Below are 24,646 nucleotides of genomic sequence, written 5' to 3'. Positions count from 1 at the left end.
TCGATTTGGCTGTCGGTTTTCGCGAGCCGACACGCTGCGTGGGGCCTAGATCATCGCCTATCGTGTACGAGCCACCACGTAGCGTGCCAGCATGTCCAGTGCGTCACGAGCTGAGCAGGGCGGGAGCGTGGCGAGCTCGGCTCGCGCCCGGTCCGCGTAGTCACTCAGCGTGCGCACCGCCTGCTCCAGCCCTGGGGACTTGCGCAGGAGGGTCAGTGCTTCGTCCACATCGTCGTCGTCGGTGATCGGACCGGCGAGCAGCGCGGCGAGCCGCGGGTCGGGGTCCTGCGCGAGCGCGTACAGCATCGGCAGGGTCTTGACGCCCTCACGCAGGTCCGTGCCCGGGGTCTTGCCGGACTCGTCCGCCGGCGAGGCGATGTCGATGATGTCGTCGGAGATCTGGAAGGCGGTGCCGATCAGGTCGCCGAACCGGTGCAGGGCCTCGGTGTGCGCGGGCGCCGCGTTCGAGAACATCCCGCCGTACCGGCCGGACGTGGCGATCAGCGACCCGGTCTTCTGCCCGATGACGGACAGGTAGTGCCGCACCGCGTCGTCGTCCGGGCCGGGCCCGACCGTCTCCCGCATCTGCCCGGTGACCAGCTCGCCCATCGTCTCGGCGATGATCCGCGCCGCGTCGCTGCCGAGCCGCGCGACGAGCCCCGACGCGTGGGCGAAGAGGAAGTCACCGGTGAGGATCGCGATCGTGTTGTCCCAGCGCGCGTTGACGCTCTTCGCGCCACGGCGCATGGTCGCCTCGTCCATCACGTCGTCGTGGTACAACGTCGCGAGGTGCACCAGCTCCACCGCGGCGGCCGCCGTGATCACGTCGTCGGAGGTGCCGGTGGACTCGTCGGGACCGAACTGCGCCGACAGCAGGGTGAACAGCGGACGAAAGCGTTTGCCACCGGCCTTGACCAGGTGCAGCGCCGCCTGTTCCACGAAGTCCACGTCGCTCTGCACGACGGACCGCAGCACGGTCTCCACCCTGGTGAGGCCGTTGGTGATGGTGTCGACGAGCGCTGGGTCGGCCTGATCGAGCCCGAGCGACGCCGGTAGCCCCGGCACGGTCTGGTCTGCAGTCACGTCGACATCGCTCCCCAACTTGGAAATCGCTGGCTACAGCCTAATGTCCAGCCTTTTCCCGCACGTCACGAAGGCGTGTGACGCACCTGACGGCTCAGCGCTCCTTCTCGACACAGAACTCGTTGCCCTCCGGGTCGGCCAGCACGACCCAGCCGCGGCCCCCGGGGGTGCGGTGGTCGGCGACCAGGGTGGCGCCCGCGTCGAGCAGACGGGTCACCACCTCGTCCCGCGTGCGCTCGGTCGGGACCAGGTCCAGGTGCACCCGGTTCTTCCCCGACTTCGGCTCCGGCACACGGATGAACAGCAGCTCCGTCATCGCCGGGTCCGGAGGCTCGATCAGCACCTCGTCGTCGCCCGGCTTGTCGATCTCGCTGATCGGCCAGCCGGTCACGACGCTCCAGAACCGCGCCAGCTCGTACGGTTCGGCACAGTCGACGGTGATGTGCTGGACTCGCATGACACCCCCTTGTGAAACGAAGAACGGCGCCCACCGAAGCAGTGGACGCCGTTCCGCACAAGCGAGTTACCGGACCGCGAACGTACCGGCGCCCGCCCAGTCGAGCGCGAACGCGGGCACGATGCCGAGCAGCAGCGTGATCACCACACCCAGCGTGATGGCCGCCGTCGTGAACGCGCCAGGGACGGTCACCGACGGGCCGTCCGGTGCGGGCTCGCTGAAGTACATCAGCACGATCACCCGCAGGTAGAAGAACGCCGCGATCGCCGACGCGATCAGTGCGATCACCACCAGCGGCGCCATGCCCGACGACAGCGCCGCCGAGAACACCACGAACTTGCCGATGAAGCCGGACGTCAGCGGGATGCCCGCCAGCGCCAGCAACAGGAACGTGAACACCGCGGCCACCAACGGCGACCGCTTCGCGAGGCCCGCCCACTGCGACAGGTGCGTCGCCTCGCCGTCCGCGTCACGGACCAGCGAGATGACGCCGAACGCGGCGACCGTGGTGAAGCCGTACGCCAGCAGGTAGAACATCGTCGACGAGACGCCCTCGGGCGACAGCACGATCGCGCCGATCAGCAGGAAGCCCGCGTGCGCGATCGACGAGTACGCGATCATCCGCTTGATGTCGGTCTGCGTCAGGCCGAGCACCGCGCCGATGATCATCGAGACGATCGCGACGCCCCACATGACGCCGCGCCACTCCCACTGTGTCGACTCCAGCGCCACCGACAGCACGCGCAGGATGCCGCCGAACGCGGCGACCTTCGTGCACGCCGCCATGAACGCCGTGATCGGCGTCGGGGCGCCCTGGTACACGTCCGGGGTCCACGCGTGGAACGGGCCGACGGAACCCTTGAACAGCAGGCCGACGACCAGCAGCGCCATGCCGCCGAACAGCAGCGCGTCGGACCGGTCCGAACCGGCGGCCGCGTTCGCGATGTCCTCCAGCCGCACCGAACCCGCGTACCCGTACAGCAGCGCGAGGCCGTACAGGAAGAACGCCGACGCGAACGCGCCGAGCAGGAAGTACTTGACCGCCGCTTCCTGCGACAGGAGACGGCGACGGCGGGCGAGACCGCACATCAGGTACAGCGGCAGGCTCAGCACCTCGAGCGCGATGAACATGGTCAGCAGGTCGTTCGCCGCGCAGAAGACCATCATGCCGCCGAGCGCGAACAGCGTCAGCGGGAACACCTCGGTCTGCATGCCGTACCGGGCGGCGTCGCGGCGGGCCGGGTGTGCGCCGAGCCGCTGCTCACGGTCCTGGACGGTGCCCGGGCGGATCGCGGCCGTGGCCACGAACGCACCGCCGGGCTCCACGGACCGGTCCGCGATCATCAGCACCGCGCCCAGCGACAGCGCCAGCAGCGTGCCCCACAGGAACAGCGCCGGGCCGTCGACCGCGATCGTGCCCGACAGGGTCGTCTCACCGGACTCGGGCGCGTCGGCCAGGTAGAACGCCAGCGCCGCACCGGACGCGACCACCGCGAGCAGCGTCAGGAACACCTGCGCCTGCCACCGCTGGTGCTTGGGCAGGAACGCCTCCACCAGCACCCCGACGCACGCCGCGCCCAGGATGATCAGCACCGGCAGGATCGCCGGGTAGTTGACCGGGGGCAGCGTCTCCTTGCCCGGGGCCTCCTGGGCCAGGAAAACCAGTGCGGACAACTCAGTTGCCTCCATCCGAGATGCCGACGGACTGGAGTGTCGCGTCGACGGTCGGGGTGATCACGTCGAGCACGGGCTTCGGGTAGAAGCCGATGCCGACCACCAGGACCAGGAGCGGTGCGAGCACCAGCTTCTCCCGGCCGCTCAGGTCGAGGATGGCCTTGCGTGCGCCGACCTCCGGCGCGACCGCCGTGCCGGGTCCGCCTGCGACGTCCACGAGGGCGTTACCGCGCACCGGGCCGTGGAACACCCGCTGGTAGAGCCAGAGGATGTACAGCGCGGCGAAGATCATGCCGACGGTCGCGATGACCGTGTACACCGGCTCGTTGCCGTACGACCCGATCAGCACCAGGAACTCGGAGATGAACGAGTTCGTGCCCGGCAGCGACAGCGACGCGAGACCGGCGACCAGGAACACGCCCGCGAGCGCGGGGGTGATCTTGGCGAGGCCGCCGTAGTCGGCGATCAGCGACGAACCGCCGCGCGCGACGACCATGCCGATCACCAGGATCAGCATGCCGGTCGAGATCGAGTGGTTGAGCATGTAGGACACCGCGCCGGTCTCGGACTGCGCCGAGAACGCGAAGATGCCGAGCGCGATGAACCCGAAGTGCGCGACCGACACGTACGCGACGAACCGCTTCATGTCCCGCTGCCCGGTCGCGAGCAGCGCGCCGTAGATGACACCGGCGACACCCATGACGAGCACCAGCGGCGCCAGCGTCTTGCTGGCCTCCGGGGTCATCGGCAGCAGGTAGCGCAGGAAGCCGAACGTGCCGACCTTGTCGAGGACACCGATCAGGATCACCGAGACCCCGATGGGCGCCTCGGCGGCCGCGTCCGGCAGCCACGTGTGCAGCGGCACCAGCGGCGCCTTCACCGCGAACGCGAGGAAGAAGCCGAGGAAGATCCAGATCTGGTTCGTAAGCGGCGCGTCCGAGACCACCTGGACGAGCGTGGCCCAGTCGAACGTGCCCTCCCCGAGCGTGTCGGCGGCCTGCACGTAGGCGCCGATCGCCGAGGCCAGCATGATCATGCCGCCGAGGAACGAGTACAGGAAGAACTTGACCGCCGCGTACTGGCGCCGCGGACCGCCGTACTGCCCGATGAGGAAGTACATCGGGATCAGCATGACCTCGAACAGCACGTAGAACACGAACACGTCGGTCGCGGCGAACGCGCCCATCGTGATCGCCTGCTGCAGCAGGATCAGCGACAGGTACGCGCCCGAGCTGCGGTCGGCGGGCAGCTTGTCCGTCCACCCGGCACCGATGACGACCGGCACCAGCAGCGCCAGCGCCGCGATCATCACGAGCGCGATGCCGTCGATGCCGAACGACAGGTGCACGCCGAGCGCGGGGATCCAGTCGACCGAGAAGGCCTGCTGCATCCGCGCGCCGGACGGGTCGTAGGAGATCCAGGAGATCACCATGACCACGAACTCGACGAGCGAGAAGCCGAGTGCCACCTGCTTGGCGAGGCGGTCGTTGTCCCGCAGGAACGCCACCACGATGGCGCCGACCAGCGGGATCAACAGGAGGGCGACGAGCAGGGCCGCCCCTCCCGAAGAGCTGCTCGCAGGCTCGAGCATCTGCGCAGAGGATGTAGTGCTCACGCGTACCTCACCGCCAGGAAGGCAATCAGTACCAGAATCGAACCGGCGAGCATCGACGCCGCGTAGGAGCGGACGAACCCGGTCTGGAGTCTGCGCAGCCGGCCCGAGCTACCGCCGAACCCGGCGGCGATCCCGTTCACCAGCCCGTCGACGCCCTTGTTGTCCACGTACACCAGCGCCCGCGTGAGCCAGGTGCCCGGGCGGGCGACCAGCGCCTCGTTGAGGGCGTTGCCGTACAGGTCCTTGCGTGCCGCGCGGACCGGGAAGCTGACCGGCTCCGGCTTGACCACCGGCACGTCGCGGCGGCCGACGAACAGCCACGCGGCCAGCACACCGAGCACCATCAGCCCGATGACGAGGACCGGCAGCAGGCCCTCGGGGATCACGTGGTGCTCGCTCTCCCGCAGCTCGCCGAGCGACGGGGACAGCCAGCCGACCAGGCGGTCGCCGAGCGAGAAGTACGCGCCGGCACCGATCGAGCCGATCGCGAGGATCGCCATCGGCACCCACATGACCGGCTTCGCCTCGTGCGGGTGGTAGTCGCGGCCGTCCTCGGACTTCAGCTCCTTCCACCGGGCCTTGCCGAAGAAGGTCATGAACATCAGCCGCGTCATGTAGAACGCGGTGAGCGCGACGCCGAGCAGGGCGGCGCCACCGAACACCCAGCCGCGCCAGCCCTCCTCGCCGAGCGCCGCGTGGATGATCGCGTCCTTCGAGAACCAGCCCGACAGGAACGGGAAGCCGATCAGCGCGAGGTAGCCGAGCCCGAACGTGACGAACGTGATCGGCATGACCTTCGCCAGCCCGCCGTAGCGGCGCATGTCGACGTCGTCGTTCATGGCGTGCATGACCGAGCCCGCGCCGAGGAACAGCCCGGCCTTGAAGAAGCCGTGCGTGAGCAGGTGGGCGATGCCGAGCGCGAAGCCGAACGGACCGAGGCCGACGGCCAGCATCATGTAGCCGATCTGGCTGACCGTCGAGTACGCGAGGACCTTCTTGATGTCGTCGTACGCGCAGCCGACGATCGACCCGAACAGCAGGGTGACCACACCGACGATCATCACGACCAGCCTGCCGTCCTCGGACAGCGAGTAGATCGGGTTCGCCCGCGCGATCAGGTACACGCCCGCGGTCACCATCGTCGCCGCGTGGATCAGGGCGGAGACCGGGGTCGGGCCCTCCATCGCGTCCGGCAACCACGCCTGCAGCGGGACCTGGCCGGACTTACCGCAGGCACCCAGCAGCAGCAGGATCGTGATCGCGGTGATCGACGCCGGCGAGAGCTGGTCGAGGTTCGCGAACACCTCGGTGTACTGCGTGGTCCCGAGTTCGGCGAACATGATGAAGATCGCGATGGCCAGGCCGACGTCGCCGACCCGGTTCATCAGGAACGCCTTCTTCGCCGCGGTGGCCGCGGACGGGCGGTTCGTGTACCACCCGATCAGCAGGTACGAGGCGAGACCCACGCCCTCCCAGCCCAGGTACAGCGACACGAAGCTGTTGCCCAGCACCAGGATCAGCATCGCGGCGACGAACAGGTTGAAGTACCCGAAGAACCGCCGCCGGTCGGGGTCGTCGGCCATGTAGCCGATCGAGTAGATGTGGATCAGCGCGCCGACACCGGTGATCAGCAGGACGAAGCTGATCGACAGCGGGTCGATGCGCAGCCCGATGTCCACCTGCAGCTGTCCGACCGGGATCCAGTCGAACACGTGCAGGTTCTGCACCCGCTCCCCCTCCGGCGACCCGGTCGAGGAGAGGAACAGGATGACGCCGTAGACGAAGGACGCGACGACCGTGGCGCAGCCGAGCAGGTGGCCCCACGCGTTGGTGGCCTTGCCGCCGAGCAGCAGGACGGCCGCACCGATCACCGGGAAGGCGATCAGCAACCAGGCACTGCCCGCGGCACCGCTGGCCTCTTGGACCTCCTGGGCCTGGGCCAGCAGGAATGTAGACGACACGGAATACCCCTCAGTACTTCAGCAGGTTGGCGTCGTCCACGGAGGCCGACCGGCGGGTACGGAAGATCGACATGATGATCGCGAGGCCGACGACCACCTCGGCCGCGGCCACCACCATCACGAAGAACGCCATGATCTGCCCGTCGAGCGAGCCGTTGATCCTGGCGAACGTGACCAGCGACAGGTTCACCGCGTTCAGCATCAGCTCGATGCACATGAACACGACGATCGCGTTGCGCCGGACCAGCACCCCCACCGCGCCGATGGTGAACAGCAGCGCGGAGAGCAGCAGGTAGACCGTGGGGGTCACCGGGTTTCCCCTTCCCTGGTCGGGTTGAGCGCGCGGGCGTCGGCCGCGTGGGTGCTGCCCGCGACGGCCTTGCGCTCCTCGTCGAACCGCTCGGCCGCGGCGTTGTCGATGAGCCGCGACAGCGACTCCGGCGCGACCGAGCCGTCCGGCAGCAGCGCGGGCGTGGCGACCGAGTTCGACGTGGCGAACACACCGGGACCGGGCAGCGGCGACGGGCGCTCGTGCTCGCCGCGGAAGCGGGCCTCGACCATCTCCTTCTGCGTCTTGCGGCCGCGGGTGTGCCGGTCGACGTAGCCCAGCACCATCGCGCCGACGGCCGCGGTGATCAGCAGCGCCGAGGTGAGCTCGAACGGGAACAGCCAGTCGGTGAACAGTGACCGGCCGAGGTTCTCGACGTTGCCGACGCCGCCGTTGGCCTCCTGGCCCTGCAGGCCGACCGGCGTCACGTCGGTCAGCGACCGGGCGACCGCGGTGACGACCAGGACCGCGAGGCCGAGGCCGAGGAGCGCGGCCATCAGCCGCTGCCCGCGCAGCACCTCGACCACGGAGTCCGAGGACTCGCGGCCGACCATCATCAGCACGAAGAGGAACAGCATCATGATCGCGCCGGTGTAGACGATGATCTGCACGAAGCCGAGGAACGGCGCCTGCTGGACCATGTAGAGCACACCGAGCGACAGCATCGTCAGCACCAGGAACAGCGCCGAGTGCACCGCGTTGCGCGCGAAGATCATGCCGAGCGCGCCGAGCAGCGCGAGCGGCCCGAGCACCCAGAACGAGATCGACTCGCCGGTCGACATCTCGTTCTGGACACCCTGCGCCAGCTCAAGTGCCGCGGTCATTTGGCACCCTCCTTGGTCGGATCGGGGTAGCCCCACTTGCGAGCCAGGTGCGGCGCGTCGACGTAGTAGTCCTTCTCGTCGTCACCGAGGCGCATGGGGTGCGGCGGCTGCTCCATGCCCTTCATGAGCGGCGCCATCAGGTCTTCCTTGGTCCAGATCAGGTCCTGCCGGTTGTCGTTGGCCAGCTCGTAGTCGTTGAGCATGGTCAGCGACCGGGTCGGGCAGGCCTCGATGCACAGGCCGCAGCCGATGCACCGCAGGTAGTTGATCTGGTAGTCCTTGCCGTACCGCTCACCGGGCGAGTAGCGCTCCTCGTCGGTGTTGTCGCCGCCCTCGACGAAGATCGCGTCCGCCGGGCAGGCCCACGCGCACAGCTCGCAGCCGACGCACTTCTCCAGCCCGTCCGGGTGCCGGTTGAGCTGGTGGCGGCCGTGGTAGCGCGGCGCGGTCGGCCGGAAGTCCTCCGGGTACTGCTCGGTGACGACCTTCTTGAACATCGTCGAGAAGGTGACGCCGAAGCCCTTGAACGGATCAAACATCCCCATCGGTGGACTCCTTCTCCTGCGCCGCGGCCGCCACGGTGGCCCGCTGGCGCCTGCGCTCCCGGCCGCGGACGGCCTTGCGCTTCGGTGGCTCTGGGATCTGCAGGTCGAGCGGCGGCACGGGGAAGCCGCCGCCGGTGATCGGCACGCGGTCCTCGTCGTCCTCGACCTTGCGGTCGGGCAGCAGCAGCGCCAGCAGGATCAGCACGACCACCCCGGCGGCGAGCCAGAACACCCACTGACCGGTGGAGATGTTCTGCTCGTTGCGGAACGCCCGCACCGCGACGACGGCGACGATCCAGACCAGGTTGGCCGGGACCAGGACCTTCCAGCCGAGCTTCATGAACTGGTCGTAGCGGAACCTCGGGAGCGTCGCGCGCAGCCAGATGAACCCGAACAGCAGCACCAGGATCTTGCCGAAGAACCAGAGGACCGGCCACCAGCCCGAGTTGAAGTAGTTGTCGCCGATCAGCGAGATCGGCCACGGGGCCATGTACCCGCCGAGGAACAACGTGGTGGCGAACGCCGACAGGATCACCATGTTCGCGTACTCGGCGAGGAAGAACAGCGCGAACTTCATCGAGCTGTACTCGGTGTGGAAACCGCCGACCAGCTCCGACTCGGCCTCCGGGAGGTCGAACGGGGCTCGGTTGGTCTCGCCGACCATCGACACCAGGAAGATCAGGAAGCTCGGGATCAGCAGGTAGAAGTACCAGCCGTTCTGCTGGCTGTCCACGATGTCGCCGGTGGACAGTGACCCCGTGTACAGCACCACCGCGACGATCGAGAGGCCGAGCGCGATCTCGTAGGAGATCACCTGCGCGGCCGAGCGGAGCCCGCCGAGCAGCGGGTACGGCGATCCGGACGACCAGCCGGCGAGCACGATGCCGTAGACGCCGACCGAGGAGCAGGCCAGCACGACCAGCGCGCCGACGGGCAGCTCGACCAGCTGGAGCACCGTCCGCTCGCCGAAGATCGAGACCTCCGGGCCGATCGGCATCACCGACAGCGCGATCAACGCGGGGATCGTGGCGATGACCGGCGCGAGGAAGTAGACCTTCCGGTCCGCGCTCTCCGGGATGATCTGCTCCTTGAACGGGAGCTTGATCGCGTCCGCGACGGACTGGAGCAGTCCGAACGGGCCGACCCGGTTGGGGCCGGGCCGCTGCTGCATGCGCCCGATGATCTTCCGCTCGGCCACGATCAGGATCACGGTCATGATCGGTCCGATGAGGAGGATGACCACGGCCTTGATCAGGATCAGCCAGAGGGGGTCGTCGGCAAGGAGTGCAGCCCTGTCCATTGGCTCACTCGCCTCCTGTGCTTCCGGTGAGCAGGTTCTCGGCCGTGACGGTCACGACGTCGCCGTGCCCGGCGCGCAGGACGCGGCGGACCTTCGACGGGCCGGAGTTCGTTGGCAGCCAGACCACCCCGTCGGGGAGGTCGGCGTGCTCGACCGGCAGCGTGACCGAGCCGTGCTCGGTCTTGACGGTCGCGGTGCCGTTCACACCCAGCCGCCGTGCGGTCTCGGCGTTGAGCCGGGCCACCGCCGGGCGTTGCGTGCCCGCGAGGTGCGGCTCGTCCGACTGCAGCGACCCGTTGTCCAGCAGCTGCCGCCAGGTCGCGAGGACCGCCTGGCCCTCGCCCACCGACGGGGCCGGTACGGCCGACTCGACCGGCAGCGCAGCCTTGCGCAGCACCGACGGCAGCTTCGCCAGGTCACCGGCGGCGGCCTGCGGGGTCTGGGTGAACAGGTCGACGTCCATCTCGACGCCGAGCGTGTCGAGCACCCGGCAGTCCGGCAGCGAGCCGGTGCCCTCGAGGGTGGCGCCGAACTCGCGGCGACGGCCCTCCCAGTTGACGAAGGTGCCGGACTTCTCGACGGCCGGGGCGACCGGCAGGACCACGTCGGCGAACTCGGTGACCGCGGAGGCCCGCAGTTCGAGGCTGACGACGAAACCCGCCTTGCGCAGGGCTTCCTCGGCGAGCGCCGGGTCGGGCAGGTCGTCGATCTCGACACCGCCGACGACCAGGCCGTCCAGCCGTCCGTCCGCGGCGGCGCCCAGGATGCCGGTGGTGTCGCGCCCCGTGACCACGGGCAGCGAACCGGCCGCGAGGCCCCAGGCCTGCTCGACCTCGGCCCGCGCGTCGATGTCCGTGACCAGACGGCCGCCGGGCAGCAGCGTCGGGGCCGCACCGGCCTCCAGCGCGCCACGCTCACCGGCACGGCGCGGGATCCACGCGATCCGCGCACCGGTGACCTCGCCGAGCTTGACCAGCTCGGTCAGCAGGCCGGGGATCTGCGCGGCCCGCTCGCCGACCAGGATCACCGCACCGGGCTGCGACAGCGCCTCGGACACGTCCGGGGCGTGCGTGACCAGGCCCTCGACCGCCGCGGTCTCGCCGCCGGGCTGGCAGGCGAGCAGCGTGCCGATCGACCCCTTGTCGACGGAGAACGGCCGGATCGTCTTCTCGACACCCGGTGACGTCCACTGTCCGATGTGGAAGATCTTGGCGCGGTTCTTGCGGGCCGCCTTGCGCAGCCGCAGGAACACGATCGGCGCCTCTTCCTCCGGCTCGAACGCCACGCACAGCACCGACGGCGCGGCCTCGATCGCGGAGAACGTGACCCCGTCCTCGGGTGTGGTGCCCACGACGCGGGAGGCCAGGAAGTCCAGCTCCTCTCCCGAGTGCGCACGGGCGCGGAAGTCGATGTCGTTGGTGTTCAGCGCGACACGGGCGAACTTGGCGTACGCGTAGGCGTCCTCGACGGTCAGGCGGCCACCGGTCAGCACCGCGGCGCCCTTGCCGTCACGGGCCTTCGTGAGCCCCTCGGCCGCGACCCGCAGCGCGTCGGTCCACGACGTCGGGGCCAGCTCACCGGTCTTGGCGTCGCGCACCATCGGCCGGGTGATCCGGTCGCCCGCGGTGACGTACCGGAACGCGAAGCGGCCCTTGTCGCAGATCCACTCCTCGTTGACCTCCGGGTCGTCGCCTGCGAGCTTGCGCATCACCTTGCCGCGGCGGAAGTCCGTGCGCTCCGCGCAGCCCGAGCTGCAGTGCTCGCACACGCTCGACGTGGACACCAGGTCGAACGGCCGCGACCGGAACCGGTACGCGGCGGAGGTGAGCGCACCGACCGGGCAGATCTGGATGGTGTTGCCCGAGAAGTACGACTGGAACGGCTTGTTCTGCGCGATGCCGATCTGCTGCTGCGCGCCGCGCTCCAGCAGGTCGATGAACGGGTCACCGGCGATCTGGTCGGAGAACCGGGTGCAGCGCTGGCAGAGCACGCACCGCTCGCGGTCGAGCAGCACCTGCGTGGACACCGGGATCGGCTTCGGGAACGTCCGCTTCGTCTCGACGAACCGGGAGTCCGCGCGGCCGTGCGCCAGCGCCTGGTTCTGCAGTGGGCACTCGCCGCCCTTGTCGCAGATCGGGCAGTCCAGCGGGTGGTTGATGAGCAGCAGCTCCATCACGCCCTGCTGGGCCTTGTCGGCCACCGGCGAGGTCAGCTGCGTCTTCACGACCATGCCGTCGGCGACCGTGATGGTGCAGGAGGCCTGCGGCTTCGGCATCGGCCGGCCACCCATCTCCACCTCGACCAGGCACTGGCGGCAGGCGCCTGCCGGGTCGAGGAGCGGGTGGTCGCAGAACCGCGGGATCACGGTGCCGAGGCGCTCCGCCGTGCGGATCAGCAGCTCACCCTTGGGCGCGATGACCTCGACCCCGTCGATGGTCAGCCGCACGTGCCCCTCGGGTACGGGCGCTGCCTCCGGCTTTTCTTCGATGGCTGTCATGCGTTAGCTCCAGCGAGCGCAGGGGCCGTGGACTTGTTCTGCTCGCAGAGCGCGAGGAACTCGTCCCGGAAGTACTTGATGCCGCTCTGGATCGGGCTCACCGCGCCGTCACCCAGGGCGCAGAAGCTGCGGCCCAGGATGTTGTCGCAGATGTCGAGCAGCGTCTCGATGTCCGACTCGGTGCCGTGGCCCTCGACCATCCGCTCGAGGATCCCGGCGAGCCAGTAGGTGCCCTCCCGGCACGGGGTGCACTTGCCGCACGACTCGTGCTCGTAGAACTGCGTCCACTTCATCACGGCCCACGGCACGGACACGGTCTCGTTGAACACCATCACCGCGGTGGTGCCGAGGATCGAGCCTGCCTCGACGGCGCCCTCGAAGTCCAGCGGCACGTCCAGGTGCTCGGCGGTGAACATCGGCGTGGAGGAACCACCCGGCGTCCAGAACTTCAGCGGGATGCCGTCCTTCATGCCGCCCGCCATGTCCAGCAGCTGGCGCAGCGTGGTGCCCAGGGGTGCCTCGTACTGGCCGGGCTTCTCGACGTGGCCGGAGATCGAGTAGATCTTCGGGCCGGGCGAGCGCTCGGAACCCATGGTGCGGAACCAGTCCGCGCCACCGTTGACGATGAAGGGCACCGACGCGATGGTCTCGACGTTGTTCACCGTGGTGGGCGCGGCGTAGAGGCCCGCGGCCGCCGGGAACGGCGGCTTGAGGCGGGGCTGGCCGCGGCGGCCCTCGAGCGAGTCGAGGAGCGCGGTCTCCTCACCGCAGATGTACGCGCCCGCACCGGCGTGGACGGTGATCTCCAGGTCGAAGCCCGACCCGAGGATGTCCTTGCCGACGTAGCCCGCCTTGCGCGCCTCGCGCACCGCCGCGTTGAGGCGGCGGATGCAGTGCGGCACCTCGCCGCGCACGTAGATGAACGCGTGGTGGGAGCGCATCGCGTACGAGGCGATGACGATGCCCTCGATCAGCGAGTGCGGGTCCGCCATCATCAGCGGGATGTCCTTGCAGGTGCCCGGCTCGCCCTCGTCGGCGTTGATGACGAGGTAGTGCGGCTTGTCCTCGTTGGGGGGCATGAAGGACCACTTCACGCCCGCCGGGAAGCCCGCGCCGCCCCGGCCGCGCAGACCGGAGTCCTTCACCAGCTGGACCAGCTGCTCGGGGGTGCCGGACAGCGCCTTGCGCAGTGCCGTGTAGCCCTCGAGCTTCTCGTAGGTGTCGAGACGCCACGAGTTCGGCGACAGCCAGCGCTTCGTGAGCACCGGGGTCACCGGGTCGGGCCGGGTCTCTTCTGGGGATGTCATTTCTTCTCGACCTCCGGAAGCGCCGGTGCCTTCTCGGGCATCGCCGGTGCGGTCCAGCCGCGGTCCGACGCGAGCTGCGCGCCGCGCAGCGTCTCGACGGCGGCGGACGGGCCGTCGATGCGGGCGCGGAACTCCGCCTCGTCCTCCGGGTAGAACCCGGCGAGCTCCAGCTCGACCGTGCGCAGGTCGGTGAGCGGGGCGCCACGCGTCGGCGCGGGCTTCTCGCCCCGCCGCAGCGCGTCGACCAGCTCGACCGCCGAGTCCACGGTCTGGTTGTCGTAGAACTCGTAGTTCACCTGCAGCACCGGGCCGAGGTCGCAGGCCGCGAGGCACTCGGCGTGCTCGATGGTGATCGAGCCCGGCGTGCCCGGCTCGCCCGCGGTGTCCTCGTGCTTGAGCGGCTGGTCGGTGTCCGACAGGTGCTCGGAGAGCTTCTTGTAGATCGCGTCGCCGCCCAGCACCGCGCACAGCGTGTTGGTGCAGACGCTCACCAGGTGCTCGCCGCACGGCTTGCGCTTGTACATCGTGTAGAACGTCGCGACCGCGCTGACCTCGGCGTTGGTCAGGTTCAGCTGCTGGGCGCAGAACTCGATGCCCGCCTGGCTGACGAACCCCTCGACCGACTGCACCAGGTGCAGCATCGGCAGCAGCGCGGACCGGGTCTCCGGGTAGCGCGCCTTCTGCTCGGCCGCCTTGGCGACGATGTCCGGGCCGAACACCGAAAGGTCCGGAGTGGACTCGACGGTCAGCGCCTCGTTCTCCGCGCGGCTCAGCGGGGACGCGGCGTTCACGTCCACGTCCGGGCCGGCGGCGACGTGGGTCTCCCCCGCGCCGACGCTGGAACCGCCGTACGTAGAGCCGGTGCTCAGAGACTCAGGCATGTCCACTCCTCGCAGGCTCCGAGTGGACACAGTGCTCCTGGTTCACTCCGCAAGCTCCGTTCACCGGTCCACACCTCCCATCACCGGGTCGATCGACGCGATGGCCGCGATGACGTCCGCGACCAGCCCGCCCTCGGACATCGCGGGCATCGACTGCAGGTTCACGAAGCTGGGTTCGCGCACGTGGACCCGCATCGGCCGGGTGCCACCGTCGGACACGAGGTGGTAGCCCAGCTCGCCGCGCGGCGACTCGATCGGCACGTACACCTGGCCCGGCGGCACCGAGAAGCCCTCGGTCACCAGCTTGAAGTGGTGGATCAGGGCCTCCATGGACTGGCCCATGATCTTGCGGACGTGGGCGAGTGAGTTGCCCATGCCGTCCGCGCCGATCGAGAGCTTCGCGGGCCACGCGATCTTCTCGTCCTCGACCATCACCGGGCCCGGCTCGAGCTTCTTCAGTGCCTGGTTGATGATCCGCAGCGACTGGTGCATCTCCTCGACGCGCAGCAGGTAGCGCGCGTACGAGTCGGCCGCGGTCGAGGTCGGCACCTCGAAGGTGTAGTCCTCGTAGCCCAGGTACGGCTCGGTCTTGCGCAGGTCCCACGGCAGGCCGGCGGAGCGCAGGATCGGCCCGGTGATGCCGAGCGCGAGGCACGCGTCGACCGGCAGGTAGCCGATGCCCTTGAGCCGGTTCTTCCAGATCGGCTGGCCGGTGAGCAGCTTGTCGTACTGCGGCAGCCGCTCGTTCATGACCTTGAGGAACTCGCGGACCTTGATCTCGTAGCCCTCGGGCAGGTCCTGCGCCACCCCGCCGGGGCGGATGAACGCGTGGTTCATGCGCAGGCCGGTGAGGAACTCCAGCAGGTGCAGCGCTTCCTCACGCTCGCGGAAGCCCGCGGTCATGGCGGTCAGCGCGCCCAGCTCCATGCCGCCGGTCGCGAGCGCGACCAGGTGGCTGGAGATGCGGTTGATCTCCAGGAGCAGGACCCGGATGGTCTGCGCGCGCGGCGGCGCCTCGACGCCGAGCAGCTTCTCCACCGCGAGGCAGTAGGCGGCCTCGTTGGACAGCGGCGCGAGGTAGTCCATGCGGGTCACGAACGTGACGCCCTGGGTCCAGGTGCGGTACTCGGCGTTCTTCTCGATGCCGGTGTGCAGGTAGCCGATGACCGACCGGGCCTGCGTGACCGTCTCGCCCTCGAGTTCGAGCACCAGCCGCAGCACGCCGTGCGTCGACGGGTGCTGCGGACCCATGTTGATGACGATCCGCTCGTCGTGGATCGCGTCGTCGAGCGCGGTGTCCCAGTCGCCGCCGGTGACGTTGTAGATCCGGCCCTCGGTGGTCTCCCGCTCGGCGGCGTACGCCTCGTCGGCGCCGTGCGGACGACCCGAGTCGGGCGTGGTGCCGGTGGTGACGTCGGAAAGGTTCTCGGTCATGACTGCGCCTCCGCGGGAAAAAGTACGTCGCCGCTCACGAGTACGACCTCCGCTGATCGGGCGGGGGGATCTCCGCGCCCTTGTACTCCACGGGGATGCCGCCCAGCGGGTAGTCCTTGCGCTGCGGGAAGCCGTCCCAGTCGTCCGGCATGAGGATCCGGGTGAGTGCCGGGTGACCGTCGTAGACGATCCCGAACATGTCCCAGGTCTCGCGCTCCTGCCAGTCCGCGGTCGGGTAGACACCCACGACCGACGGGCAGTGCGGCTGGCCGTCCGCGTCGCCGTTCCAGTCGATGGCCACCTCGAGCCGGATGCGGCGGCGGTAGGTCATCGAGGTCAGGTGGTAGACCGAGTGCAGCCGCTGCGGCACGTCCACGCCGTAGTCCACACCGGACACCGAGCTGCACAGCTCGAAGCGCAGCACCGGGTCGTCGCGGAGCATCTGGCACAGCGCGACGAGGTGCTCGGCCTGCACGTAGTAGGTGATCTCGCCGCGGTCCACGGTGACCTGCTGGATCGCCTCGACCGGGATGTCCCGCTCGCGCATGGAGGCGAGCATCTGGTCGGTGAACTCGTCGAACCAGCCGCCGAAGGGCCGCTCGGCGGGCGCCGCGACGTGCGCGGGCAGGCGCAGACCGCCGAAGCCGGAGGTGTCGCCGGAACCGGAGACGTTGAACATGCCCTTGCGGGCCTTGCCGGTGACGAGCGGGTCGCTCGGCCTCGGCAGTGCGTCGCCGGGCGCCGGGCGCTGCTCGTGCTCGGCGGGCCGCTCTGCGCTCGACCCGGGGTCGCCGGGCGCGGGTGTGGTGGGTTCGTCAGCCGCCATCCTCAGCCCCGCCCCCACCCGCTCATGGAAACGCTTCGCGTTGCAGTGTTCATTTTCAGGCTCACTTCTTCGCGTACTTGACGGAGGAGGCGATCATCTCGGTGCGCTTGCCCTCGGCCTCGCGCAGCGCGGCGCGGCGCGCGTTCAGCGGCTCGTCGGCGATCTTCGCGTGGAGCTTGAGGATCGCGTCCAGCAGCATCTCGGGGCGGGGCGGGCACCCGGGCAGGTACATGTCGACCGGCACGACGTGGTCCACGCCCTGCACGACCGCGTAGTTGTTGAACATCCCGCCGGACGAGGCGCACACGCCCATGGCGAGCACCCACTTGGGCTCGGCCATCTGGTCGTAGATCTGGCGCAGGACCGGTGCCATCTTGTTGGTCACCCGGCCCGCGACGATCATCAGGTCGGCCTGGCGCGGCGTGGCGGAGAAGCGCTCCATGCCGAACCGCGCGAGGTCGTAGCGCGGGGCGCCGGTCGTCATCATCTCGATCGCGCAGCAGGCCAGGCCGAAGGTGGCCGGCCACAGCGAGTTCTTGCGGCCCCAGTTGACCAGCTTCTCGAGGCTGGCCAAGAGGATGCCGTTGGGAAGCCGTTCTTCGAGTCCCATTGGTCCGCCTCCCCGTCAGTTCCAGTCGAGCCCGCCGCGCCGCCACACGTAGGCGTAGGCGAAGCCGAGCGTCGCGATGAACAAGAAGATCTCCACCAGCCCGAACAACCCGAGCGCGTCCGCGGAGACGGCGAACGGGTAGAGGAACACCATCTCGATGTCGAACAGGATGAAGAGCATCGCCGTCAGGTAGTACGCCACCGGCACACGTCCGCCGCCGACCACCGGCTGCGGTGACGGCTCGATACCGCACTCGTAGGCCGAGAGCTTGGCGCGGTTGTACCGCTTCGGCCCCACCAGCGGACCGAGCACGGCGGAGAACACCGCGAAGCCGGCCGCCAGTACGAAGAGCAGAAGCAGCGGGAGATAGCTCCCCAAACCTGCTGACACGTTCTCGTTCTGTGCTACAGATGTGCTGACAGCTGCGAGTGACACCTTCGCCGTCCTTTCCCCGTGAGCGGAGCTCACCATCGACACCGCTCGTCGGGCACCCTATGGGTCTCGCCGACGGCGTCGCTGGTTAGGCATACCTAACCCCATGCTTGTGAAAATCTTCACAAGCTCCCGCGTGCTTGTAGTGAAGCGCTTCACAAGGCGGGTCTCAGTGTAGGACTCGTGAAAACGGCGCTGTGACACGGGATGCGCGGTTACGCCCTGTGGATGACCGCGCCCCGGCCGGCCGGTTCCGTCGGTGGCCGCCGCCAGGCTGGATTTCGGGGGCCGGAGGCCACGGTCCTGTGGACAACTCCGCAGGTGGCGGCCGGTTTTGTCGGTGCCCGCCGGTACGCTGGAGTCCGGGGGCCGGAGGCCGTTGTCGATCTCGACGCGGTGGCTCGTCGGCCGCGGAGGCGCTCCCCTCGCGTGGTGAAGGGGTCCTTCGGCACGCCGGGGGTTGCGTTCAGGACGTGGCCTTCTGCGGGACGGGCGCCAGTTCTCGCATGTGGCGGAGCGGGGACAGCAGCGCCGGGAGCCAGACGCACGCCAGCGCGCACCCGCCCGCCACCAGCGCCGACCTCGGCCCCCACCACTCGCCCAGCACCCCGGCGAGCCCCGCCGCCACCGCCAGCGCGCCGGTCAGCAGGAACCGGAACGTCGCCATCACGCGCCCCAGCAGCGCGTCCGGGGTCACCTGCTGCCGGAAGCTCACGCTCAGCACGTTGTCCACCCCGACCTTCGTGGTCACCGCCAGCCACGTCACGCCCGCCAGCCAAAGCGCGGGCCCGTGGCCGACGAACGACATCCCGAACCCGAACGGCGCGACCACCACGTTCGCCAGCAGCACCACGCGCCCGGCACCGAACCGTGCCGCCAACCCCCTGGCCAGCAACGACCCCACCAGCATCCCCACGCCACCCGACGCGAGGAACAGCCCCAGCACGCCCGCGCCCAGGCCCAACTCGTCGACCAGGACCACCGGCAGCATCGTCAGCACCAGCACGATTCCCAGGTTGCTCACCGCGCCCGCCACCGCCAGCGCCCGCAGCACCGGATGCGTGGCCACGAACACCACGCCCTCACGCACGAGCCCCCGGCCCTCCGGCCGCGACGGTCGCGGCTCGCGGTGGTGGATCCGCCACACGCACCACGCCGACACGACGTAGCTCGCGGCGTCGAGCAGCAGCGCCGCCGGGGCCGTCACCAGCGCCACCACGAACCCGGCCACGCCCCGGCCCGCGATGTTGTTCACGGCGTCCATGCTCACCAGCCGCGTGTTCGCCGCCAGCAGCGCGGTGCGGCCGACCACCTGCGGCAGGTACGACTGGTTCGCCACGTCGAAGAACACCGTTCCGATGCCCGTCAGCAGCACGACCACGTACAGCTGTCCCATCGTCAGCGCACCCAGCCACCCCGCGACCGGGACCGACAGCAGCACCGCCGCCCTGGCCAGGTCCGCGGTGATCAGCACGCCTCGCCTGCGGAGCCGGTCGGTCCACGCGCCCGCGGGCAGGCCGATCACCAGGAACGCGACCGTGCTCAGGGTCGCCAGCAGGCCGACCTCACCGGGCGACGCCCGCAGCGCCGTCACGGCGATCAACGGCATCGCCACGTAGGTGATCGACGTGCCGAGGCGGCTCACCGCGGCCGCGGTGAAGAGGAGCCGGAAGTCTCTGTTCACGGGCACGAGCCTCGCGGCGTCGCCGCGGAACGCCGATTGATTTAGTCTCTGCTGAATGCTGGAGCTGTCGTTCACCGCGGCGGACGTCGCCTACACACGGTTCGCCTTCTCGCCCCTGTGGGAGGTCGTCGCCTCGGTGTGGCAGCTCAAGGGCGGTGTCGGACACGACGTGCACGCGCCGTGGCTGGCACAGGCGCGCGATCGGCTCAAGGGGTACGACTGGCGCCTGCTCCACGACCTCGTGCCCGCGCACGTGATCCCCGCGTTCCTCTGCCCACCGCCCACCGCGCCCCTGCCGGAGCTGGCGGACGAGCTGGCGACCGTGCGTGCGACCCCGGACGAGCAGGTGGCGCGGGAGGTGGCCGCGATCCCGGAGATCCCGGCCGTGCCCGACACGGGCGAGCTGGCCGAGGTGATCGAGGGGTACTGGGACCGCGTGCTCGCGCCGTTCTGGCCGCGGGTGCGGACGTTGCTCGAGGCGGACGTCCAGTACCGGGCCCGGCGGCTCACCACCGGCGGCGCGTCCGCGTTGTTCGCCGACCTCAACCCGGCCGTGACGTGGCGGGACGAGCGCCTGTTCATCGAGCACCGCCGGGTGTCGGGGCGGCGCGGGCTGCGCGGCAAGGGGCTGTTGCTGGTGCCGTCGGCGTTCGTGTGGCCGCGGGTCTTCTCGATCACCGTGCCCGGGTGGCAGCCGACGCTGCGGTACCCGCCCCGCGGAGTCGGGGACCTCTGGACCGAACGGCACACCGCGCCGTCGGCAGCGCTGGTCGGGGTGTTCGGAGCGAGCCGGGCGCGGCTGCTCGCCGAGCTGGACAACCCGGCGTCCACCACCGCCCTCGCCGCGCGGACCGGGCTCACGGCGGGTGGGGTCAGCCAGCACCTGACCGCACTGAAGGCGGCGGGCCTGGTGTCGGCGCACCGGGCCGGGCGGTTCGTCCTCTACGCGCGGTCCGAGGTGGCCGAACACCTGCTCACCCCGGACGCGCGGAAGGGGCGCCCCGCCCGCACGGCGGAACGCCCCTTCCCGGGATGAGTCTCAGTCCTGGTTCAAGTAGTACAGCAGGCGCAGGATCTCCAGGTACAGCCAGACCAGCGTGGTCATGAGACCGAACGCGGCGAGCCACGCGAACTTGGCGGGCATGCCGGTGCGGATCATCTGGTCGGCCATGTCGAAGTCGAGCAGGAAGTTGAACGCCGCGATGCCGATCACGACGATCGAGAAGATGATCGCGAGGGTGCTGCCGTCACGCAGGCCCATGTTCACGCCGAACAGCGACATGATCAGGTTGATCAGCATCAGGCCCGCGGCCGCGACCGTGGCACCGATGATCCACTTGGTCAGCTTCGGCGTGACGCGGACGGCGCCCGTCTTGTAGACGACGAGCATGACGATGAACACCAGCGCGGTGCCGAGGATGGCCTGCAGCGCGATGCCGGGGACGAGCGCCTCGAAGACGCCGGTGATGGCACCGAGGAAGACACCCTCAGCGGCCGAGTACCCGAGCACCAGGCCCGGCTTCGGCATCTGCTTGAAGATGATGACGAGCGACAGCACGAGGCCGACGATCAGGCCGATGATCATCGGCGGGAACGGGCTGATGGCACCGCTCAGCACCGCGACGGCGGTGATGATGCCGGTGACCAGTGCGACGCCGAGCGTCAACGCGGTCTTGGTGACCACGTCGTCGACCGTCATCGGGCGCTCACCCGTGGTCGGCGGTGCCTGGTAGCCGCCGTATCCCGGCATGTTCGCCTGCGGCTGGGTCTGGAAGCCCGCGTAGCCGCCGCCGAACCCGCCCTGAGGCAAGTTCCGGAACGCGGGATTACTGGTAGAACGCACCTGTTCCTCCTGGGCCTGTATGGCTCCTGCACCGGGTTCAACGCACAACCATGCCGGTCCGTTCCCGGCGAGTAAAAGCGACTTTACCCGTTTTGACGTGATCGTTATGCCCAACCCAGGCCAAACACTAACTGTCAAGGACTCACCCGAGCCAGCGTCCCCCACCTGTGGCACTACTCTCCGTTAGCCTTACAGAGGATCACAGGAGGACGCCATGAGCCGGCGCTCGGGGCCGATCGTCACCGGAGTCGCACTCGCGCTGACGTTCCTGGTCCTGCTGGTACTCGGCACCGTCGGCCCGGACCGCCCGGCACCCGAGGACGAGGCACCCGTCGCACAGGGCAAGCCGTCACCACCGGAGTGGATGCGCGAACTCGAGCCCGGAGAGAAGCCGCCGCAGTTCGTCCTGTTCTCCTTCGACGGCGCCGGGTCGCACGCGCACTGGCAGCGCATCCTCCCCCTCGCCGAGAAGGTGAACGCGCACGTCACCGGCTTCCTGTCGGGCATCTACCTGCTGCCGGACAGCCTGCGTGGCGCGTACACCGGCCCCGGCCACGGCGCGGGCCGCGCGTCGATCAGCTTCGGCGGCACCGACACCGAGGTGGCCACGAGGATCGACGACCTCAACACCGCCTACCAGCAGGGCCACGAGATCGGCACCCACTACAACGGGCACTTCTGCGCGGGCAACGAGCCGAGCGGCGCCCGCTGGTCGCGGGCCGACTGGGACAACGAACTCGACCAGTTCTTCTCGATCGTGCGCGACGCGGCGCCCAAGGGTCTGGCGCTGCCGGACGACGCGATCAAGGGCGGCCGCGTGCCGTGTCTGGAGGGCGACCCGGACGCGTTCTTCCCCACCATGACCGAGCACGGGATGACCTACGACACCAGCATCACCACGGAGGGCGTCGCCTGGCCGGAGCTGCGGGACGGCGTGTGGGAGTTCTGGGTGCCGGTGGTCCGGGTGCCCGCGCTGTCCGGCAAGAAGGTGATCATGATGGACTACAACCTCTGGTACTCGCTGAACGGCGCGAAGGACGAGCCCGCGCGTGACGCGGAGTTCACCGCGGTCACCCTCGACACCTACCGGGCCGCGTACCAGGCGGCGTTCAACACCAACCGCGCGCCGCTGACCGTCGGGAACCACTTCAACGACTGGTCGGGTGGCGCGTTCAGCCGGGCAACGGAACAGTTCATGAACGAGGTGTGCGTGCGCCCGCAGACGGTGTGCGCGACCTACACCGAGGTCATCGAGTGGATGACCCTGCAGGACCCGAAGGTGCTGGACACCTACCGGAGCAAGCCGCACGCTCAGGTGTCGTAGCGGAAGGAGCTTGGCATGGCGACCTACCTGGTGACCGGCGCGACCGGTCTGATCGGGCGGCACTTCGTCGCGGAGATCCTGGCCAGGCCCGACACCGAACGGGTCTGGGTGCTGGTGCGGGAGCGCTCGCAGGACAAGCTCGCCGAGGTGGCGCTGGACTGGCCCGCCGCCGACAAGGTCCGCAACCTGATCGGTGACGTGCGTGCCGAGCGGCTCGGCATCGGCGACGAGCAGGTCGCCGAGCTGACCGGGACGATCGACCACCTCGTGCACCTCGCCGCGCTGTACGACATCGCGGCCGACGACGACGTGAGCATCGCCGCGAACGTCGACGGCACCAGGCACGTGCTCGACCTGGCGGCCGCGCTGGACGTCGGCTGCCTGCACCACGTGTCGTCGGTGGCCGTCGCCGGCGACTACCGCGGCCGGTTCACCGAGGAGATGTTCGACGCGGGCCAGCGGCTCGTCACCCCGTACCACCGCACGAAGTTCGAGTCCGAGCGCCTGGTCCGCACGCAGACCGACGTGCCGTGGCGGGTGTACCGGCCCGCGATCGTGGTCGGCAACTCGGTCACCGGCGAGATGGACAAGATCGACGGGCCGTACTACTTCTTCCCGGCGCTGCAGCGGCTGGCCGCGCTGCCGACCGTGCCGGTGGTGTTCCCCGACATCGGCGACACCAACATCGTGCCGGTCGACTACGTGGCGAAGGCCATGGCGCACCTGGTGACCGCCCCTGGCATGGACGGTCGCGCGTTCCACCTGGTCAACCCGTCGCCGCAGTCCGCGCGCGAGGTCTACGACGTGTTCGCCAGGGCCGCGGGCGCCCCGGTCTCGACCGTGGAGTTGGGCAAGGGCCTGGCGAAGCCGCTGGTCAACCTGGTGAAGCTGGCCGAGCACGTGCCGGGCGTGACGATCGCGCGGGACGCCGTGCTCGACCGGCTGGGCATCCCTCCGGTGCTGCTGACGACGCTGACGTTCGAGCCGGTGTTCGACTCGACCGAGACCCGCCTCGCGCTCGCCGACACCGACATCGACACCCCGCCGCTCACGGACTACGCGGACGTCCTGTGGCGGTACTGGCGCGAGCACCTCGACCCGTTCCGGGCGCGCAGGCACGGGCAGCGCGGTGAGCTGGACGGCAGGCGTGTGGTGATCACCGGCGCGTCGTCGGGCATCGGGCGGGCGACCGCGCTGAAGGTCGCCGAGGCAGGCGGTGTGCCGCTGCTGGTGGCGCGGCGGCAGACGGAGCTCGAGGAGGTCCGGGCCGAGATCGCCGCCGCTGGCGGGCAGGCGTTCGTGTACCCGTGCGACCTCACCGACGACGAGTCGGTGGCGAAGACGGTCGCGCAGATGCTGGTGGAGCAGCCGGGCATCGACATGCTGGTGAACAACGCGGGCCGGTCGATCCGGCGGTCCGTGCAGCTGTCGTACGACCGCATGCACGACTACGAGCGCGCGATGGCCATCAACTACTTCGGCGCGGTCCGGTTGATCCTCGCGCTGCTGCCGCACATGATCGAGCGCCGGTTCGGCCACGTCGTGAACGTGTCGTCGATCGGCGTGCAGGGCATCGCACCGCGGTTCTCGGCGTACGTGGCGTCGAAGGCCGCGCTGGACTACTTCTCCAAGATCGTCGCGACGGAGACCCACGGCGCCGGGATCACGTTCACGACGGTACACATGCCGCTGGTCAGGACGCCGATGATCCGGCCGACCAAGATCTACGACGCGTTCCCGACGAAGTCGCCGGAGCAGGCGGCGGACATGGTGATGGCCGCGCTGCTCGAGCGCCCCAAGCACATCGGGACGCCGACCGGCCGGATGATCTCGGCCGCGTACACCGTCGCCCCCGGCCTGGTCGACGCGATCGCCTACCAGGGCTACCGGATCTTCCCCGACTCGGCGGCGGCCGGCGGGTCCGGCCGCATGAAGATCGGCAAGGGTGACCGTCACCTCGGCGCGGCGGCCATGGCGCTGGCTCGCCTGACGAGGGGCTTCCACTGGTGACCTCGTCCACA

The 24,646-nt window shown here is 69.5% G+C and carries 21 protein-coding genes; 3 read left to right on the top strand and 18 right to left on the bottom strand.

What is annotated here, in order from left to right; translation table 11 throughout:
• Positions 1–57: 57 nt before the first annotated feature.
• From ACIBVP_RS28710 to ACIBVP_RS28630, 17 genes are all read right to left on the bottom strand, one after another.
• A complete protein-coding gene (locus tag ACIBVP_RS28710) occupies positions 58–1,083 on the bottom strand; it encodes a polyprenyl synthetase family protein (protein WP_396109464.1) in 1,026 nt (341 codons plus the stop codon).
• Positions 1,084–1,177: 94 nt separating this feature from the next.
• On the bottom strand, positions 1,178–1,540 hold the full coding sequence (locus ACIBVP_RS28705; RefSeq protein WP_396109463.1) for a VOC family protein: 363 nt from the start codon (positions 1,538–1,540) through the stop codon (positions 1,178–1,180).
• 66 nt (positions 1,541–1,606) lie between these two features.
• Positions 1,607–3,205, bottom strand: a complete 1,599-nt coding sequence (nuoN, locus tag ACIBVP_RS28700; protein WP_396109668.1) for an NADH-quinone oxidoreductase subunit NuoN — start codon at positions 3,203–3,205, stop codon at positions 1,607–1,609.
• Positions 3,206–3,215: 10 nt separating this feature from the next.
• A complete protein-coding gene (locus ACIBVP_RS28695) occupies positions 3,216–4,805 on the bottom strand; it encodes an NADH-quinone oxidoreductase subunit M (protein WP_396109462.1) in 1,590 nt (529 codons plus the stop codon).
• A 20-nt stretch (positions 4,806–4,825) separates the two neighbouring features.
• Positions 4,826–6,772 carry an NADH-quinone oxidoreductase subunit L gene (gene nuoL, locus ACIBVP_RS28690; RefSeq protein WP_396109667.1) on the bottom strand — a complete coding sequence of 649 codons (1,947 nt, stop codon included), beginning with the start codon at positions 6,770–6,772 and terminating at the stop codon, positions 4,826–4,828.
• A 28-nt stretch (positions 6,773–6,800) separates the two neighbouring features.
• Positions 6,801–7,100: an NADH-quinone oxidoreductase subunit NuoK gene (gene nuoK, locus ACIBVP_RS28685; RefSeq protein WP_075127779.1), complete on the bottom strand. Its 300-nt coding sequence runs from the start codon at positions 7,098–7,100 to the stop codon at positions 6,801–6,803.
• A complete protein-coding gene (locus ACIBVP_RS28680; protein WP_396109461.1) occupies positions 7,097–7,942 on the bottom strand; it encodes an NADH-quinone oxidoreductase subunit J in 846 nt (281 codons plus the stop codon). Before ACIBVP_RS28680 ends, nuoK begins: the two co-directional genes overlap by 4 nt.
• The gene (nuoI, locus tag ACIBVP_RS28675) at positions 7,939–8,487 is read right to left on the bottom strand and encodes an NADH-quinone oxidoreductase subunit NuoI (RefSeq protein ID WP_396109460.1); all 549 of its coding nucleotides are present in this window, start codon (positions 8,485–8,487) and stop codon (positions 7,939–7,941) included. The genes ACIBVP_RS28680 and nuoI overlap by 4 nt, the downstream gene beginning before the upstream one ends.
• Positions 8,474–9,787 (bottom strand): NADH-quinone oxidoreductase subunit NuoH, encoded by a 1,314-nt coding sequence (nuoH, locus tag ACIBVP_RS28670; protein ID WP_396109459.1) that lies wholly within the window; start codon positions 9,785–9,787, stop codon positions 8,474–8,476. Before nuoH ends, nuoI begins: the two co-directional genes overlap by 14 nt.
• Before the next feature lie 4 nt (positions 9,788–9,791).
• Complete coding sequence (locus tag ACIBVP_RS28665; protein ID WP_396109458.1) at positions 9,792–12,284, bottom strand: NADH-quinone oxidoreductase subunit G; 2,493 nt, start codon at positions 12,282–12,284, stop codon at positions 9,792–9,794.
• A complete protein-coding gene (gene nuoF / locus ACIBVP_RS28660) occupies positions 12,281–13,591 on the bottom strand; it encodes an NADH-quinone oxidoreductase subunit NuoF (RefSeq protein WP_396109457.1) in 1,311 nt (436 codons plus the stop codon). The genes ACIBVP_RS28665 and nuoF overlap by 4 nt, the downstream gene beginning before the upstream one ends.
• Positions 13,588–14,472, bottom strand: coding sequence for an NADH-quinone oxidoreductase subunit NuoE (gene nuoE / locus ACIBVP_RS28655; protein ID WP_396109456.1), 885 nt, complete (start codon positions 14,470–14,472; stop codon positions 13,588–13,590). The genes nuoF and nuoE overlap by 4 nt, the downstream gene beginning before the upstream one ends.
• A gap of 60 nt (positions 14,473–14,532) precedes the next feature.
• Positions 14,533–15,906 (bottom strand): NADH-quinone oxidoreductase subunit D, encoded by a 1,374-nt coding sequence (locus ACIBVP_RS28650; RefSeq protein ID WP_396109455.1) that lies wholly within the window; start codon positions 15,904–15,906, stop codon positions 14,533–14,535.
• Between the two features lie 34 nt (positions 15,907–15,940).
• Positions 15,941–16,732 carry an NADH-quinone oxidoreductase subunit C gene (locus ACIBVP_RS28645; RefSeq protein WP_396109454.1) on the bottom strand — a complete coding sequence of 264 codons (792 nt, stop codon included), beginning with the start codon at positions 16,730–16,732 and terminating at the stop codon, positions 15,941–15,943.
• A gap of 61 nt (positions 16,733–16,793) precedes the next feature.
• Positions 16,794–17,342 (bottom strand): NuoB/complex I 20 kDa subunit family protein, encoded by a 549-nt coding sequence (locus tag ACIBVP_RS28640; RefSeq protein WP_396109453.1) that lies wholly within the window; start codon positions 17,340–17,342, stop codon positions 16,794–16,796.
• A gap of 15 nt (positions 17,343–17,357) precedes the next feature.
• A complete protein-coding gene (locus ACIBVP_RS28635; protein WP_396109452.1) occupies positions 17,358–17,720 on the bottom strand; it encodes an NADH-quinone oxidoreductase subunit A in 363 nt (120 codons plus the stop codon).
• A 520-nt stretch (positions 17,721–18,240) separates the two neighbouring features.
• Positions 18,241–19,458, bottom strand: coding sequence for an MFS transporter (locus ACIBVP_RS28630; RefSeq protein ID WP_396109451.1), 1,218 nt, complete (start codon positions 19,456–19,458; stop codon positions 18,241–18,243).
• 55 nt (positions 19,459–19,513) lie between these two features.
• On the opposite strand from ACIBVP_RS28630, the gene ACIBVP_RS28625 reads away from it, so the two are divergent.
• Positions 19,514–20,494, top strand: coding sequence for a DUF5937 family protein (locus tag ACIBVP_RS28625; RefSeq protein WP_396109450.1), 981 nt, complete (start codon positions 19,514–19,516; stop codon positions 20,492–20,494).
• Positions 20,495–20,497: 3 nt separating this feature from the next.
• On the opposite strand, the gene ACIBVP_RS28620 is transcribed toward ACIBVP_RS28625, so the two are convergent.
• Positions 20,498–21,301 (bottom strand): Bax inhibitor-1/YccA family protein, encoded by an 804-nt coding sequence (locus ACIBVP_RS28620; RefSeq protein ID WP_396109449.1) that lies wholly within the window; start codon positions 21,299–21,301, stop codon positions 20,498–20,500.
• Positions 21,302–21,515: 214 nt separating this feature from the next.
• On the opposite strand from ACIBVP_RS28620, the gene ACIBVP_RS28615 reads away from it, so the two are divergent.
• Both ACIBVP_RS28615 and ACIBVP_RS28610 read left to right on the top strand, forming a co-directional pair.
• Positions 21,516–22,625: a polysaccharide deacetylase gene (locus ACIBVP_RS28615; RefSeq protein ID WP_396109448.1), complete on the top strand. Its 1,110-nt coding sequence runs from the start codon at positions 21,516–21,518 to the stop codon at positions 22,623–22,625.
• A 15-nt stretch (positions 22,626–22,640) separates the two neighbouring features.
• Positions 22,641–24,635, top strand: a complete 1,995-nt coding sequence (locus ACIBVP_RS28610) for an SDR family oxidoreductase (protein ID WP_396109447.1) — start codon at positions 22,641–22,643, stop codon at positions 24,633–24,635.
• The last annotated feature ends 11 nt before the right edge of the window (positions 24,636–24,646 follow it).

It is taken from the genome of Actinophytocola sp. NPDC049390, from assembly GCF_044466355.1.
GTDB lineage: Bacteria > Actinomycetota > Actinomycetes > Mycobacteriales > Pseudonocardiaceae > Actinophytocola.
The sequence above is the reverse complement of the archived record's forward strand: the minus strand, read 5'-3'. Positions and strand labels throughout refer to the sequence as shown.